Source organism: Rhodococcus sp. WB1 (genome assembly GCF_001700945.1).
In the GTDB taxonomy this organism is placed as follows: Bacteria; Actinomycetota; Actinomycetes; order Mycobacteriales; family Mycobacteriaceae; genus Rhodococcus; species Rhodococcus aetherivorans.
The window spans coordinates 562309-576734 of record NZ_CP015529.1; the positions used below are offsets into that span (position 1 = coordinate 562309).

Consider the following 14426-nt stretch of genomic DNA (forward strand, 5'->3'; position numbering starts at 1 on the left):
CGGTAGGGAAGCCGGAGCCGGGGTGGTGCCGGCTCCGGCGACGGCGCGGTGGGGCCGCGGAAGGTCAGTCGTGGGTGCTCATCACGTGCTTGATGCGGGTGTAGTCCTCGACGCTGTAGGCGGAGAGGTCCTTTCCGTAGCCGGAGTGCTTGAACCCGCCGTGCGGCATCTCCGCGACGAGCGGGATGTGGCAGTTGATCCACACCGCCCCGAAGTCCAGCGCGGCGGACAGGCGCTGGGTGCGCCCGTGGTCGCGGGTCCACACGCTCGCGGCGAGCCCGTAGCGGACGTCGTTGGCCAGGGCGACGGCCTCGTCCTCGGTGGCGAAGGACTGCACCGTCAGAATCGGGCCGAACGTCTCGTCCTGCACGATGGGGTCGTGCTGGTCCACGCCGGTGACGATCGTCGGCTCGAAGAAGAAGCCCTTCTCGCCGGCGCGCGTGCCGCCGGTGACGATCGTCGCCGAGGCGGGCAGGGCGGCGATCTTGTCGGTGACGCGCTGGAAGTGCTGGGCGTTGTTGAGCGGGCCGTAGAAGGCGTCGGGGTCGTCGGGCCGGCCCGGTCGCAGCTGCTCGGCCTGCCGCGCCAGCGCGTCGACGAGATCGTCGTGGACGGACTCGTGGACCAGTACCCGGGTGGCGGCCGTGCAGTCCTGGCCACCGTTGAAGAAGGCGGCCGCCGCGACGGCCTCGGCGGTCTTGGCCACGTCGGCGTCGTCGAACACCAGGACGGGGGCCTTGCCGCCGAGTTCGAGGTGGGCGCGCTTGAGCTGCCGGGCCGCGGAGACCGCCACCTCGATGCCGGCGCGGACCGAGCCGGTGATCGACACCAGGCCGAGTGCGGGATGTTCGACGAGGGCGGCCCCGGTGGCGGCGTTGCCGAGCACGACGTTGAAGACACCGTCGGGCAGGATGCCCTGGGTCAGGCGGGCCAGCACCAGCGTGCTGTCCGGGGTGGTGTCGCTGGGCTTGAGCACGATCGTGTTGCCGGCGGCGAGCGCGGGACCGATCTTCCACAACGCCATCATCAGCGGGTAGTTCCACGGCGTGACCTGGCCGACCACACCGATCGGCTCGCGCCGCACGTAGGAGGTGTGGCCCTCCATGTACTCACCGGCCGCCTTGCCCTCGAGCAGGCGGGCCGCGCCGGCGAAGAAGCGCAGCTGATCCGCGCCGACCTTGACCTCCTCGTCCGCGATCATGGACTTCGGCTGGCCGGTGTTGCGGCACTCGGCCTCGACGAGTTCGTCGCAGTGCTCCTCGAGGGCGTCGGCGAGCTTCAGCAGCGCCGCCTGGCGTTCCTTGGGGGTGGTCCTGCCCCAGCTCCGGAACGCGCGCTGCGCGGCCGCCACCGCGGCGTCGACGTCGGCGGCGGTCGACACCGGGATCGAGCCCACGAGGGACTCGTCGACCGGGTCGATCAGCGGCAGGGATTCCGTGGCCGTCGAGGGCACGAACGCGCCGTCGATGTAGTTCTCGCGGATGTCGGTCATGGGGGGTCCTCTCGGAAGCCTGCCCGGCCGGGTGGGAGGGGCAGGGATCTCTGGTGATCAGTGTGGGCCGCGCCGCGGGTGCCCGGCCAGGGGTCCGGCGGCGGGGTGGGAGCGCAAGCTCGGAAGCCGGCGGCGCCGCCGGAGGGACGGCGCCGCCGCGACCGGAACGCTCACGTTGTCGTGAGCGCGTCGGGCGCCGCCACGGGCGCGCCGAAGGAGTCGTGAAAAGTGGTGTAGAACAGGGTCTTCGGTGTCGAGGCGGCCGGGCCGCGAGGGTCGGTCAGTGTGCCGGGGCGCCGGCCACCGCGGCCGCGGCCGAGCGGGAGCCGAGGGCGTCGAGGATGCGCCGGGCCGTGTCCTCGCCCATGCGCACGGCTCCGTCGACGTGCTGGTAGCCCTCCGCGGCGAGGTCGGACGACGAGAAGAGGATCGGACCGACGGGGGTGAGCTGGTCCTTGCCGTAGCGGTGCAGGCCGCCGAGGTCGTAGCTCGCCGCGTAGGCTCCGCGGGTCCACTCCTCCGAGCCCCAGTCGGATTCGTAGTAGACGACCGGGCTCAGCGCCTTCTCGCCGAGGTAGCCGGCCATGGACGAGAGGATGGCGGCCTTGCGCTCCTCGGCGGGGAGTTCGAAGACGGCGTCGGCCTTCTCGTCCGCCACGAAGGCCACCAGGGTGCCGCGCGGATCCTCGAAGTTGGTGTTGTCGTAGATCTCCTGGACGAGTGCCCCGGCGCCGAAGCACGTGCCGGACAGGCCGTCCTCGCGCCAGAACGGCGTGTCGTACACGGCATGCACCTTGATGACGAGACCGAGGGACTGGTGCTGGTGCATCTGGTGCTGGCGGCGCGGCAGCGGCGGGACGTAGGAGATCCGGGAGTACAGGTTCGGCGGCACGGCCAGCACGGCGAACCGGGCATCGACGGTGACGCCGTCGGCCACCGCCCGCACGTGCCCGGGCGCGCCCGGTTCTTCGCCCTCGGACCAGTGCAGGGTCCGGACCGGGTTGCCGAGAAAGACGTCGTCGCCGAGCTTTTCGGCGAGCCGCTGCGACACCTGCTGCATGCCGCCCACGACGCGCTGGTCGAGGATGAAGTCCTCGTCCACGAGGTTGCTGAACGAGCCCGCGGAGGCCGCCATGAGGATCGCCTGCAGTGCGGAGAACGCGTGGGCCGGCTTGGTGAGCATCCCCCCCGCGATGAACAGCCCGATGTTGTTGCACGCCTCCTCGTCGTCGGAGTTGGCCCGCAACCAGTGGTGGAAGGAGACGGTGTCGAGTTCCCGCGCCCGCGGATGCGCCCACGGCTCCCGGGGGCCGATCTCGGCGGCGAGTTCGTCGAGCAGCGCGATCAGCTTGTCCATCTCGGCGCGGGTGTGCTCGGAGGTGGGGAACATCTCGCCGCGGTACCGGACGGGCCGGCCCTCGGCGTCGAGGTAGATGTTCTCGCCCTCGCGGTAGCGGGAGAACGTGCGCAGGCCCAGTTCGTCGAGCAGCGCGATCAGGGCGGTCTGGTCGGGAGACACCCACTGACCGCCGATCTCGAGCATCGCTCCGTCGATCGTGTCGGTCCAGGTGCGGCCGCCGACGCGGTCGCGGGCTTCGAGGACGGCGACCCGCAGGCCCGCCTGCCGGAGGCGGTAGGCGGCGGTCAGGCCGGACGGGCCCGCCCCGACGACGACGACGTCACGCTCGATGGATTTCATGGGATTCCCCTTCGAGAAAATGAACGACATTCATATGTGTCGCATCACACTGTAACCTCATCGGGGCGCGAGGAGAAGACCTTCGCGGCAATTCGTGGCCGGAATCGTGAGGCGAAGGGGAGCGGCGTGGGAGAGGGGACGCATCGACGCGCCGGCCGGCCGTCGACGAAAGTGCTGTCTCGGCAGGCGATCACCGACGCGGCGCTCGACGTGATCGAGCAGGGCGGCTACGACGCCTTCACCGTCGCCAAGCTCGCCCGTGCCCTCGGTGTGGCCCCGTCCGCCCTGTACAACCACGTGAGCTCGAAGCAGGACGTCCTGCTGTGGGTGCAGGAGGACCTCATGACGAAGGTCGACGTGAGCGGCTTCGGCGCCGAGCCGTGGGCGGTGGCGACGCGGCGGTGGGCCCTGTCCTACCGGGACGTGTTCGCCCGGCACGCGCCGCTGGTCCCGGTGATCGCCGTGATGCCCGTCGCGGGCGCGCCCCGCACCCTGGCGGTGTACGAGGCGGTGGCGGCGGGCTTCGCGGAGGCCGGGTGGCCGATCGACACGATCGTGCCGGTCGTCGTCGCGCTGGAGTCGTTCATCTTCGGCTCCGCGCTCGACGCCAACGCACCGGCCGACATCTTCGACACCGCCGACCTCGCCGGCGACAGCCCGGTGTTCACCGCGGCGATCGACGCGTTCGCCGGATCGGGCGGCCACTACACCCCGGACGCCGGTTTCGACGCCGGACTCGACGCGATGATCGCCGGACTCGAGGCGCGCCTGGAGCTGCTCCGGAAGGACTGAGCCGCAAGAGGATACGGCTCGGTCCGGGACCGGCGGTGTGCCGTGATCCCGGACCGAGCCGGTATTCGATTGCCGGGCGGGGTCCCGCCGCGGGGCCTACAGGGCGATGTACTTGGTGTCGAGGTATTCCTCGATACCCTCGGCCGCGCCTTCGCGGCCGAATCCGGACTCCTTGACGCCACCGAACGGGGCGGCGACGTCGGAGATGATGCCGCGGTTGACACCGACCATGCCGGTCTTCAGCGCGGACGCCACGCGCATCGCGCGGTCGAGGTCGCGGGTGTAGAAGTACGCGGCCAGGCCGTATTCGGTGGCGTTGGCGGCGGCGATCGCCTCGTCCTCGGTGTCGAAGACGGTGATCGCCGCGACCGGACCGAAGATCTCCTCGCGCAGCAGTCGCGCGTCGGCCGGGACCTCGTCGAGCACGGTCGGCGGGTAGAACGTGCCGGGTCCGGCGGGGATCTGCCCGCCGGTGCGGACCCGGGCGCCGCGCTCGACGGCGTCGCGCACCAGTGCCTCGACCGTGGCGCGCTGCCGGGCGGTGATCAGCGGGCCGAGGTCGGTGCCGTCGTCGAGGCCGTGGCCGGTGCGCAGCGCCGCGATGCGGGCGGTGAGCTTGTCGGTGAACTCGCCGGCGACGCTGCGGGCGACGTGGAAGCGGTTGGCGGCGGTGCAGGCCTCGCCGCCGTTGCGCATCTTCGCGGCCATCGCGCCGTCCACGGCGGCGTCGACGTCGGCGTCGTCGAACACCAGGAACGGGGCGTTGCCGCCGAGTTCCATCGAGGTGCGCAGCAGCCGGTCGGCGGACTGGCGGACCAGCAGCTTGCCGACGCCGGTGGAGCCGGTGAAGGTGATCTTGCGCAGCCGCGCGTCGGTGAGCAGCGGCCCGGTCAGCGCCGCGGCGTCGGTGGCGGGCAGGATCGACAGCACCCCGGCCGGCAGGCCGGCGTCGGCGAAGACCTGCCCGAGCAGCAGCATCGTCAGCGGGGTCTCGGCGGCCGGCTTGACCAGGATCGGGCAGCCCGCGGCCAGGGCCGGGCCGATCTTGCGGGTGGCCATCGCCAGCGGGAAGTTCCACGGGGTGATCGCCAGGACCGGCCCGACCGGTTCCTTGGTGACGAGGATGCGCCCGCTGCCGGCCGGGGCGGTGGCGGTGCGGCCGCCGATGCGCACGGCCTCCTCGGCGAACCAGCGCAGGAACTCGGCGCCGTAGTTCACCTCGCCGCGCGCCTCGGCGACGGTCTTGCCCATCTCGAGGGTGATGACGCGGGCGAAGTCGTCGGCGCGGGCGTGGACGAGGTCGAAGGCGGTGCGCAGGATCTCGCCGCGCACCCGGGGCGCGGTCGCGGCCCACTCGGCCTGCGCGGCGACGGCGAGGTCGAGGGCGCGCAGCCCGTCGTCGGCGGAGGCGTCGGCGACGTCGGCGAGCACCGCGCCGGTGGCGGGGTCCTCGACGGGGAACGTCGCGCCGGTGGACGAGTCGGTGAGCTTGCCGCCCAGCCAGAGCCGGGTCGGGACGCCCGCGGGGAGGGTGTGGGTCATCGGGTGGCTCCTGCCAGGGTCGGGCGCACGCCCGCGACATCGCGGACGGCGGCAGCAAGGACGTCGAGGCCGTCGGTGAGCAGCTCGTCGGAGATCACCAGCGGTGGCAGCAGGCGGACGACGTTGCCGTAGGTGCCGCAGGTGAGCACGATGACACCCTGCTCGAGCGCCTTCGCGGCGATCGCCTTGGTGGCCTCCGGATTCGGCTCGCGCGTGCCGGGCTGCACGAACTCGACGGCGAGCATCGCGCCGCGGCCGCGGACCTCGCCGACGATGTCGACGTCCGCGGCGAGCGCCCGCAGCCGCTCGGTGGCGATCTGCTCGATGCGCCGGGCGCGGCCGCACAGGTCCAGCTGCTCGATCCGGTCCAGCGTGGCCAGCGCCGCGGCGCACGCGACGGGGTTGCCGCCGTAGGTGCCGCCGAGGCCGCCGCCGTGGACGGCGTCGATCAGCTCGGCGCGGCCGGTCACCGCGGCGAGCGGCATGCCGCCGGCGATGCCCTTGGCGAGGGTCATCAGGTCCGGCACGACGTTCTCGTCGTTGCTGGCGAACCAGTCGCCCGTGCGCGCGAAGCCGGTCTGCACCTCGTCGGCGACGAAGACGATGCCGTTGGCCTTCGCCCAGTCGACGAGGGTCGGCAGGAAACCCTTGGCCGGCACGATGAATCCGCCCTCGCCCTGGATGGGCTCGAGCACGATCGCGGCGACGTTGTGCGCACCGATCTGCTTGTCGATCTGCGCGATCGCGCGATGGGCGGCCTGCTCACCGGTGACCTCGGTGCCGTCGTAGTTGCGGCCCTCGCGGAACGGGTACGACGCCGGCACGCGGTGGATGTCCGGGGCGAACGGGCCGAAGCCCTCCTTGTAGGGCTGGTTCTTCGCGGTCAGCGCCATCGTCAGGTTGGTGCGGCCGTGGTAGGCGTGGTCGAAGACCACCACGGCGCTGCGACCGGTCGCGACCCGGGCGATCTTGACCGCGTTCTCCACCGCCTCCGCGCCGCTGTTGAACAGCACCGTGCGCTTGGCGTGGTCGCCGGGGGTCAGGGCCGCGAGCTTCTCGGCGACGGCGATGTAGCCCTCGTAGGGAGTGACCATGAAGCAGGTGTGCGTGAAGTGCGCGACCTGCTCCTGCACCGCCGCCACGACCGCCGGGTCCGAGGCGCCGACACTGGTGACCGCGATGCCGGAACCGAGGTCGATCAGGGCGTTGCCGTCCACGTCGACGACGATGCCGCCGTCGACGTCGGCGGCGTAGACCGGCACGGAGGAGGCCACACCCGCCCCGACGGCCGTGCGGCGACGCTCGGTCAGTGCCGCCGAGCGCGGGCCGGGCAGCGCGGTGACCAGGCGACGCTGCTGCGGAAGGCGGTATTCGATGCTCGTCATGGGGGACTTCCTCGGGCTCGGCGGCGTAGAGACGATTCGAGTATGGGAGCGTCCGCGGACCCGAGACAGGGCCGATTCGTACAACCCGGTGAATCGCACCGCGCCATTTCGTCGAGCGGTCTTACGATGGCCCCATGAGCGTCGGCATCGCCTGGCTGCTGCGGCAACCGGGACTGGGATTGGCACTGCGCGGCGGCCGGACCGGGAAGGAGCGGCCGATCGGCTTCGTCCAGCCCACCGAACTGCTGGACCCGCGGCCCTGGCTCTCCGGCGGGGAACTCGTCCTCACGACCGGCCTGGGGCTGCATGCGGAGGAGGGCGGTGACTACGTGCGCCGCCTCGCGGAGGCGGGCGTCGCCGCCCTGGGGTTCGGCACCGGGCTGTCGCACGAGCGGATCCCGCAGTCGGTGCTCGAGGCGGCCGACGCGGTGGGGCTGGCGCTGCTCGAGGTGCCGTACACGACGCCGTTCGCCGCCGTCAGCCGTGCCGTCACCGCCCGGCTCGCCGAACAGCAGTACGAGCTGGTGCGACGCGCCGCCGACACCCAGGTGCGCATCACCCGCGCCGCGCTGCGCGGCGGCGTGGCCGCGATCGTGCGGGAACTGGCCGTCGCCACCAGCGCCGCCGTCGCCTACCTCGACGAGCGCAGCGGGGAGGTGGTCGCCCACCCCGAGGCCGCGGCGGAGTTGGCAGAGCAGATCTCGGAGCTGCGCCGGGACGGTGCCGGCTCGGTCACCACGAGCCGGCCCGGCCGGACGCTGACGGTGCAACCGGTCACGCACGCCGGCCTCGTCAGCGGACACCTGGCCGTGCAGGCCGACCGCCCGCTCGAGAACGTCGAGCTCGTCCTGATCGGCCACGCCGTCTCCCTCGTCACCCTCGAGCTGGACAAGCCGCGGCGGCTGCGTGCGGAGCGGAACGCGCTGGGCGCGAAGGCATTCGGCCTGCTCGTCGACGACGTCCTCGACTCCGGCGACGCCTTGGAGTATCTCGCCGACGCGGTCGGCGCCCGCAACCGCATCCGGATCCTGCGTCTGCACACCCCGGCCGCGGCCGACGTGCGGCGCGTGCTGGACGCCGGTCTCGGCGCCCGGCAGCGCCCGCTGTACGCGCGCAGCGGCGACGAGGCGCTCACCGTGCTGCTGCGCGGTGAGGACACGCTGTCCGACGTGGCGGCGCTACTGGCGGACCTCGCCCCGCCGCAGGCGCGCACCCTCCGCGCCGGGCTCAGCGCCGCGCACCGGCTCGCCGACACCCGCCGCGCCGTCGAGCAGGCCGAACACGCCGTGGCCGCGGCGGACGCGGCCCACCGCCTCGTCGAGTTCGACGCCACGCACGGAACCGCCCTGCTCGCCTCCCCGGCGGTGCGGGCCGTACTCGAATCCGTGGCTGCGTCCACTGTTTCCGCTCTCGCCGACTACGACCGCGGCCGGGGGACCAGGCTCGTCGCGTCGCTGCGGGCGTTCCTCGAGGCGAACGGGCAGTGGGAGGCGGCGGCCGCGGCTCTGGAGGTGCACCGGCACACCCTGCGCAGCCGGATCGCCAAGGCGGAGCAGGTGCTCGGCGTCGACCTCGGCGACGCCCGCGTCCGGGCCGAGCTGCTGCTCGCCCTGCTGATCGGGGAACCGGCGCCCTAGGTAGCTGGAAACGGCGTAGTGCTGCAGTCGTAGTCGGCCCTTCACGCTGCGGACGAGTTCGTCCAGCCGGCCGGAATGCCGTCGGAGCCGGCGCGGCACCGTTCCCGGGGAGAGCCCGAGTGGTCGTCGCGGGGCGACTTCGGCCGGGAACAGGAAAGTATGGTTGAGTGTTCAACTATATGATTGAGTAATCAACTATATGACGAGCGTCGCGCCCTTCCGTCGGGAGGGGCGTGACCGAAACCGACCGTACGGAGGATCATGGCTAGCAGTTCGACCAAGCACAGCGGCTCCATCGGGACCGTGTCCCAGAAGGGCATCCCCGACGAGGTGGACGTGGCGATCGTCGGGTCCGGCGGCGCAGGCCTGATGGCGGCGCTCACCGCCGCCAAGGAGGGGGCACGAGTCCTCGTGGTCGAGTCCCGGGAGATCGTCGGGGGCGCCACCGGCATCTCGGCGGGTGCCGCCTGGATCCCCAACCACGGCTTCTCGACCAAGGACCTGAAGGTGCACGACGACCTGGACCAGGCGCGGCGGTACATCTACGGCCAAGGTCGCGACCGGATCCTCGACCACGACCTGGTGGAGAAGTTCCTGGAGACCGGACCGCACGTCGCCCGGTTCCTCGAAGAGCACACCTCCTTCGGGTGGATCCCGACGATCTGGCCGGACTACCGCTCCGACATCGACGGCGCGTCCGTCGGTCGGGCACTGTTCCCCGGCCCGTACTCCCCGGAGGGACTCGGGGAGAACGCGAAGTACGTGCGACCGGCCCTGACCACGGGCATGGCCAAGAACCCGCTCCCGTTCTGGTTGCTGGGCGGGATCGGCATCGACGACGTCTGGCTCGCCGGACCGGCCTTGATCGGAGCGCTGCTCGAGGCGGGCCTGCGCAACGGCGTCGACGTTCGCGTCGAGACGCCCGCGACCCGGCTTGTCACCGACGAGTCGGGGGTGCGGGGGATCGTCGTGCGCGCCGCCGGCGCCGAGCACACGGTGCGTGCCACCCGGGGGGTCCTGCTGGCCAGCGGCGGGTTCGAGAGCTCGACCGAGATCACCACGACCTACCTCGACGCGCCCTTCGGCGTGCAGGTCTCCCCCCAGGGCCACGACGGCATCGCGGTGCAGCTGGCGCAGGAGGTGGGCGCTGATCTGACCGGCATGGAGGACGCCTGGTGGATGCCCGGCGTGCAGCTGCCCGGTGAAGAGCTGGAGGGCCGCCCGCTCAGTCGTGTGTTCCTGGGCGAGCGAGCGCTGCCGCACAGCATCATGGTCAACAGCAAGGGTGAGCGCTTCGCGAACGAGGCCCTGGCCTACGACCAGTTCGGGCAGATCATGCGCGAGGTCGACCCGGAGACGGGCACCATGCCCAATGCCACGGCCTGGCTGATCTTCGACCACAACTACTGGACGAAGTTCGGGATCTTCGGCGTCACGCCGGGCGCAGAGGTGCCCGACTACCTCCACCGCGCCGACACCCTGTCGGAGCTGGCGAACAGGATCGGGGTCGACGAGGTGGGGCTGCTCCGCACAGTCGACCGGTTCAACCCCGAGGCCGCCCGAGCTTGCGACCCGCAGTTCCACCGCGGGGAGACCTTGTTCGACCGCTACTTCGGCGCCTACTATCCCCGGCTGGGCAAGAACTCGCCCGACGCGCGGTTCCCCGCCGCCACCGCAAAGGCGCGGATGCGCATCGCCGCGGCGATCGGTCCGATCGTGAGCAAGCTCGCCGGACGGGTGGCGAAGAGGAACGACCCCGAACGCGTGCGTTCCCTCGTGGTCGGACCCCTGGCGAAGATCATCCGACCCATGCTGAAGAGCCCGAAGTCGAGCGTGCTGGGACCGGTCGACACCGCGCCCTACTACGCGCTCGAGGTCCAGGCCAGCGCGCTCGGCACCGTGGGCGGCCCGAAGACCGACGCACTCGGACGCGCGCTGAACACCGAAGGCAAGGTCATTCCCGGCCTGTACGCCGCCGGCAACGCAGGAGGCGCACCCACGAAGGGCTTCTACGGAGGCGCCGGGGGGACGATCTCGCTCGGGCTGGTGTTCGGTTACCTCGCGGGACGGGAAGCAGCCAAGCGGCAGGACGACGCGTAAGCATCTCGTCGGTGCCCTCGACCGTCGGCACGGCGGTCGAGGGCACCCTCCGAGCACCGGCCTTCGCCGCAGGTGACCGAGCGCGAAGACAACGCATCGACCACGCCATAGCACCATGCCGCACACAGGGTCCCGTCCCTGCGAGGCACGCGCTCAACGGTCGAGCAGGCGCAGTTCCCCGGCGATCACGGCCAGCCGTGCGGTGTCCACCGCGTCCTCGCCGCGGAGCCGGTCGAGGAGTCGCACGAGACGGTGTGTGCGACCGGTCGGGTCGGCGGCACTCCCGTCGAGCGCGGTGACGACGAGCGCGTCGAGGCGGTCGGAGATCTCGTCGCGCAGTGCCGCCGCGCCCATGGCCTCCCAGTAGGAGCCGCGGACGCGGGTGGCGAAACCTTCGAGCAGCCAACGGATGTGAAGGCTGTCGATCAGTGCGTCCCGGGCCGCGGCGACACGGGCGGGGTCGGTGCCCAGGCGCAGCGCCACCGCGGCGTTCGCGAACGCGCCGCGGCAGTCCTCGGCCGACGGCCGGTTGCCCAGTGCGGCGGCGACGGGCGCGGCGAAGAGCGCCACGAGAGCCTCCGGTGTGTCCGCGTCGTCGCACGCACCCGCGAGCACGTCGCGGAGCGTCCGGCGGGCGGTGTGGCGCAGCAACCACGCCATCTCGGCCTCGACGACGCGCGCGAGCGTACTCAGCTCCGCCAGCGTGCTGCGGGCATCGGAGCCCGCCGCGAGGATCCGGGTTCGGATGTCCTCGGTGTGCAGCACGCGGCTGACCACCACGTAAGCGCGCGCCGAGTCCGCGGTGGCGGCGCCGAACCGTTCCTCGAACCGGTACAGCGCTCCCGGGCCGAGACGGTTGACGAGCTCGTCCGCGAGCGACGCGACGACGATCTCCCGGCGCAGCGGATGCTCGGCCACGCCGCTTCCGGCGCGGGCCAGGATCTCGGCGGGGAAGTAGTTCTCGGCCCACGGGGTGCAGGCCGGGGAGTCCGGCAGCGACGACGCGGCCAGCTCGCTCGCGACGACGTTCTTCGACTGCGCCAGCAGCACAGCGAGTTCCGGTCGCAGCAGGCCCGTTCCCGCCCGGCTCCGCTCCCGGATCTCCGCCGTCGGGGGCAGGCCGTCGCCGTCGCGGGCGATCCGGCCGGCCCGCACCAGATCCTCGATCAGCCGCTCGTGCTGGGTGAGCAGCGCCGGGGCGTCGTGCTCGCTGCAACCCAGGGCGAGCACCTGATCCCGGGACGCCGTGAGCACGGCCTCGGCCACGTCGTCGGTCACCGCGGCGAGCAGCGTCTCCCGCTGTCCGGGCGCCAGCGTTCCGGCCGCGACCGCGCGATCGACTGCGATCTTGATGTTGACCTCCCGGTCGGAGGTGGCGACGCCGGCGGCGTTGTCGATGAAGTCGCCGTCGCAGCGGCCGCCGTGGCGCGCGTACTCGACACGTGCGGCGCGGGTGAAGCCGAGATTGCCGCCTTCACCGACGATGCGCGCACGCACCTCGCAGGCGTCGACCCGGACCCGGTCGTTGGCGGGATCGGCGGCGTCGCCGTGCGTCTCGCCGGAGGCCTTCACGTACGTGCCGACACCGCCGTTCCACAGCAGGTCCACGGGCGCGCGGAGCACGGCCTTGATCAGTTCGTCGGGCGTCAGGGTCTCGGCGTCGATCCCGAGGGCCGCGCGGGCGGCCGCGGACAGCGGCACGGCCTTGGCGGTGCGCGGCCACACGCCGCCACCCGCGGAGATCGCCGCGGGGTCGTAGTCGGCCCAGGACGAGCGCGGCAGCGCGAACAGACGCGCGCGCTCGCGGTGGGAGGCGTCGGGATCCGGGTCGGGGTCGAGGAAGATGTGCCGGTGGTCGAAGGCCGCGACGAGGCGGATGCGGTCGCTGAGCAGCATGCCGTTGCCGAAGACGTCACCCGACATGTCGCCGATGCCCGCGACGGTGAAGGTCTGCGTGTCGACGTCGTGACCGAGTTCGGCGAAGCGGTGCCGCACGGCCACCCACGCGCCGCGGGCGGTGATGCCCATCGCCTTGTGGTCGTAGCCGGCCGAGCCGCCCGAGGCGAAGGCGTCGCCGAGCCAGTAACCGTATTCGGCGGCAACGGCGTTCGCCGTGTCGGACATGCGGGCGGTGCCCTTGTCGGCGGCGACCACCAGGTAGGCGTCCGCGCCGTCGTAGGCGACGGTGTCGGCCGGGGTGGTCGGCGCTCCGTCGACGACGTTGTCGACGACGTCGAGCAGGCCGCGGATGAAGGTGGTGTATGCGGTGGTGAGGTCCGCGGTGGATCCGGGGCGGATCACGAAGGCGCCCTTGGCGCCGCCCGGGACGATGGGCGCGTTCTTGACGGCCTGGGTCGCCATCAGTCCGAGGACCTCGGTGCGGTAGTCCTCCGGGCGTTCGGAGAACCGCAGCCCGCCCCGCGCGACGAGCTCGGCCCGCACGTGCACGCCCTCGACGTCGCGGGAGTGGACGTAGATCTCCCGCAACGGCACGATCGCCCCGCCGACGGTCAGCGCGGACGGATCGAGCTTGAACGACGCGTACGGTTTGGTGCCCCCGCTCTGGAACCAGTTGGTACGCAGGGTCGCGTCGACGAACGAGCGCAGCCCTCGCAGGGTCCGGTCGAGGTCGAAGGTCGCGGCGCGATCGATGTGGCCGGCCACCGCCGAGGCCGCGGCGGCGACGGCGGCTTCCCGGTCGGGCAGCCCGGGGCGGAACCGGGCGTCGAACAGTGCGGCGAGGGCCGCGGCATAGCCGGGGGTGGCCGTCAGGCAGCCGAGCATGTACGTCGGCGACAGGCCGATGCCGGCCTGCGCCAGGAACCGGACGGCTGCCCGGATCAGGTCGACCCATCGCCACGAGATACCCTCCTGCAGAACGAGTATCGAGAAGTCGTCGATGTCGGTGCGACCCTCGGCGCCCGCGACGAACGCGTCCGCGATCAGGTCGAGCACCCCGGCATCCGGAGCGGCGGTTCCGGACGGCGCGATCGTGAAGTGGTGCGCCCCCGGCTCGTCCAGCGGCCGGTGGTCGCTCACGTGAAGACCGAAGCGCCGCAGGACGTCGACGACGTCGGTGAGGGTGAACCGGTGGTTCGGCCACGAGGCGAGGCAGCCGAGCGGACTGCCGTCGGCGGAGTCGAGGAAACGTAGCGTCGTCGTGTGCTGGGACAGGGAGGGGGCGCTCACGTGGGGTCCTTTCCGGGGCTGCGGCGATGGGGCGAGTCTGCCGCCTCTGCCTCCGGTAAGGCAGGGCCGAAGTGGAGCGGTCGGAGCGCCGCGAATCGCCGATTCGGAGTGGAGGCTGATCCGCTCGAGGCTGCGGGTGACCTGTGTATATCCGTCGGCGTCGGTGAACTGTACGCCGCGCCGGTGGGCGAGGGCCGGGCCGAGAAGATCTCTGCGGGGAGCTTCTCGGCCCGGGGCCTTTCTCACCGGTTCATGGATTGGACCGGTTTGCCGTCGTACGCGGCTTCACGAGGGTCAGGGCTCCTGGTGACGCGAGTCGTTCGGCTTCGTGGCCGACGGACGCCATCGGCGTAGCCCGGTGCCGGACTCGTAGGCCTGTGACGTGGGACAGGTGACGAGTTCGATGGTGCTACCCCAGGGCGTTCGGGCGTACAGATAATGGTTTCCCCGTCCCGCGTCGCCGCCGGGCAGCTCTGTCGGCGGGCTCATCAGCTGACCTCCTTCAGGATTACGTGGCGGGAGTCGCCGGCGTCGCCGCGGGTTCGTGCAATCGCCGAGCGGAGGAGATCGAGCGCCATGCGCCGGCGGTG

General features: G+C 72.0%; 8 protein-coding genes. 3 read left to right on the plus strand and 5 right to left on the minus strand.

Going from position 1 to position 14426, the window contains the following annotated elements:
* Nucleotides 1-64: 64 nt before the first annotated feature.
* Nucleotides 65-1492, minus strand: coding sequence for a gamma-aminobutyraldehyde dehydrogenase (locus A4U64_RS02665; RefSeq protein WP_006935190.1), 1428 nt, complete (start codon nucleotides 1490-1492; stop codon nucleotides 65-67).
* 280 nt (nucleotides 1493-1772) lie between these two features.
* Entirely contained in the window at nucleotides 1773-3191 is a 1419-nt protein-coding gene (locus A4U64_RS02670; RefSeq protein ID WP_043798532.1) for a flavin monoamine oxidase family protein, read from the minus strand.
* Nucleotides 3192-3317: 126 nt separating this feature from the next.
* Here A4U64_RS02670 and A4U64_RS02675 point away from each other — a divergent pair, with 126 nt between their 5' ends.
* Nucleotides 3318-3983: a TetR/AcrR family transcriptional regulator gene (locus A4U64_RS02675; RefSeq protein ID WP_006935192.1), complete on the plus strand. Its 666-nt coding sequence runs from the start codon at nucleotides 3318-3320 to the stop codon at nucleotides 3981-3983.
* Nucleotides 3984-4079: 96 nt separating this feature from the next.
* Here the strand turns inward: A4U64_RS02675 and A4U64_RS02680 are convergent, their stop codons facing one another.
* Together A4U64_RS02680 and gabT are read right to left on the minus strand one after the other, a co-directional pair.
* The gene (locus A4U64_RS02680; protein ID WP_065922106.1) at nucleotides 4080-5525 is read right to left on the minus strand and encodes an NAD-dependent succinate-semialdehyde dehydrogenase; all 1446 of its coding nucleotides are present in this window, start codon (nucleotides 5523-5525) and stop codon (nucleotides 4080-4082) included.
* Nucleotides 5522-6910, minus strand: a complete 1389-nt coding sequence (gene gabT, locus A4U64_RS02685; RefSeq protein ID WP_050035862.1) for a 4-aminobutyrate--2-oxoglutarate transaminase — start codon at nucleotides 6908-6910, stop codon at nucleotides 5522-5524. Before gabT ends, A4U64_RS02680 begins: the two co-directional genes overlap by 4 nt.
* A gap of 134 nt (nucleotides 6911-7044) precedes the next feature.
* Here gabT and A4U64_RS02690 point away from each other — a divergent pair, with 134 nt between their 5' ends.
* Nucleotides 7045-8547 (plus strand): PucR family transcriptional regulator, encoded by a 1503-nt coding sequence (locus A4U64_RS02690; RefSeq protein WP_065922107.1) that lies wholly within the window; start codon nucleotides 7045-7047, stop codon nucleotides 8545-8547.
* Between the two features lie 261 nt (nucleotides 8548-8808).
* Entirely contained in the window at nucleotides 8809-10647 is a 1839-nt protein-coding gene (locus tag A4U64_RS02695) for an FAD-dependent oxidoreductase (RefSeq protein ID WP_065922108.1), read from the plus strand.
* 153 nt (nucleotides 10648-10800) lie between these two features.
* Here the strand turns inward: A4U64_RS02695 and A4U64_RS02700 are convergent, their stop codons facing one another.
* Nucleotides 10801-13836, minus strand: coding sequence for an NAD-glutamate dehydrogenase domain-containing protein (locus A4U64_RS02700; protein ID WP_065922109.1), 3036 nt, complete (start codon nucleotides 13834-13836; stop codon nucleotides 10801-10803).
* Nucleotides 13837-14426: the final 590 nt, after the last annotated feature.

Excerpts from the sequence above, each read along its gene's own strand:
- A4U64_RS02665 (WP_006935190.1), bottom strand. The coding sequence starts at position 1,492 with ATGACCGACATCCGCGAGAACTACATCGACGGCGCGTTCGTGCCCTCG.
- gabT (WP_050035862.1), bottom strand. The coding sequence starts at position 6,910 with ATGACGAGCATCGAATACCGCCTTCCGCAGCAGCGTCGCCTGGTCACC.
- A4U64_RS02695 (WP_065922108.1), top strand. The coding sequence starts at position 8,809 with ATGGCTAGCAGTTCGACCAAGCACAGCGGCTCCATCGGGACCGTGTCC.
- A4U64_RS02690 (WP_065922107.1), top strand. The coding sequence starts at position 7,045 with ATGAGCGTCGGCATCGCCTGGCTGCTGCGGCAACCGGGACTGGGATTG.
- A4U64_RS02670 (WP_043798532.1), bottom strand. The coding sequence starts at position 3,191 with ATGAAATCCATCGAGCGTGACGTCGTCGTCGTCGGGGCGGGCCCGTCC.
- A4U64_RS02680 (WP_065922106.1), bottom strand. The coding sequence starts at position 5,525 with ATGACCCACACCCTCCCCGCGGGCGTCCCGACCCGGCTCTGGCTGGGC.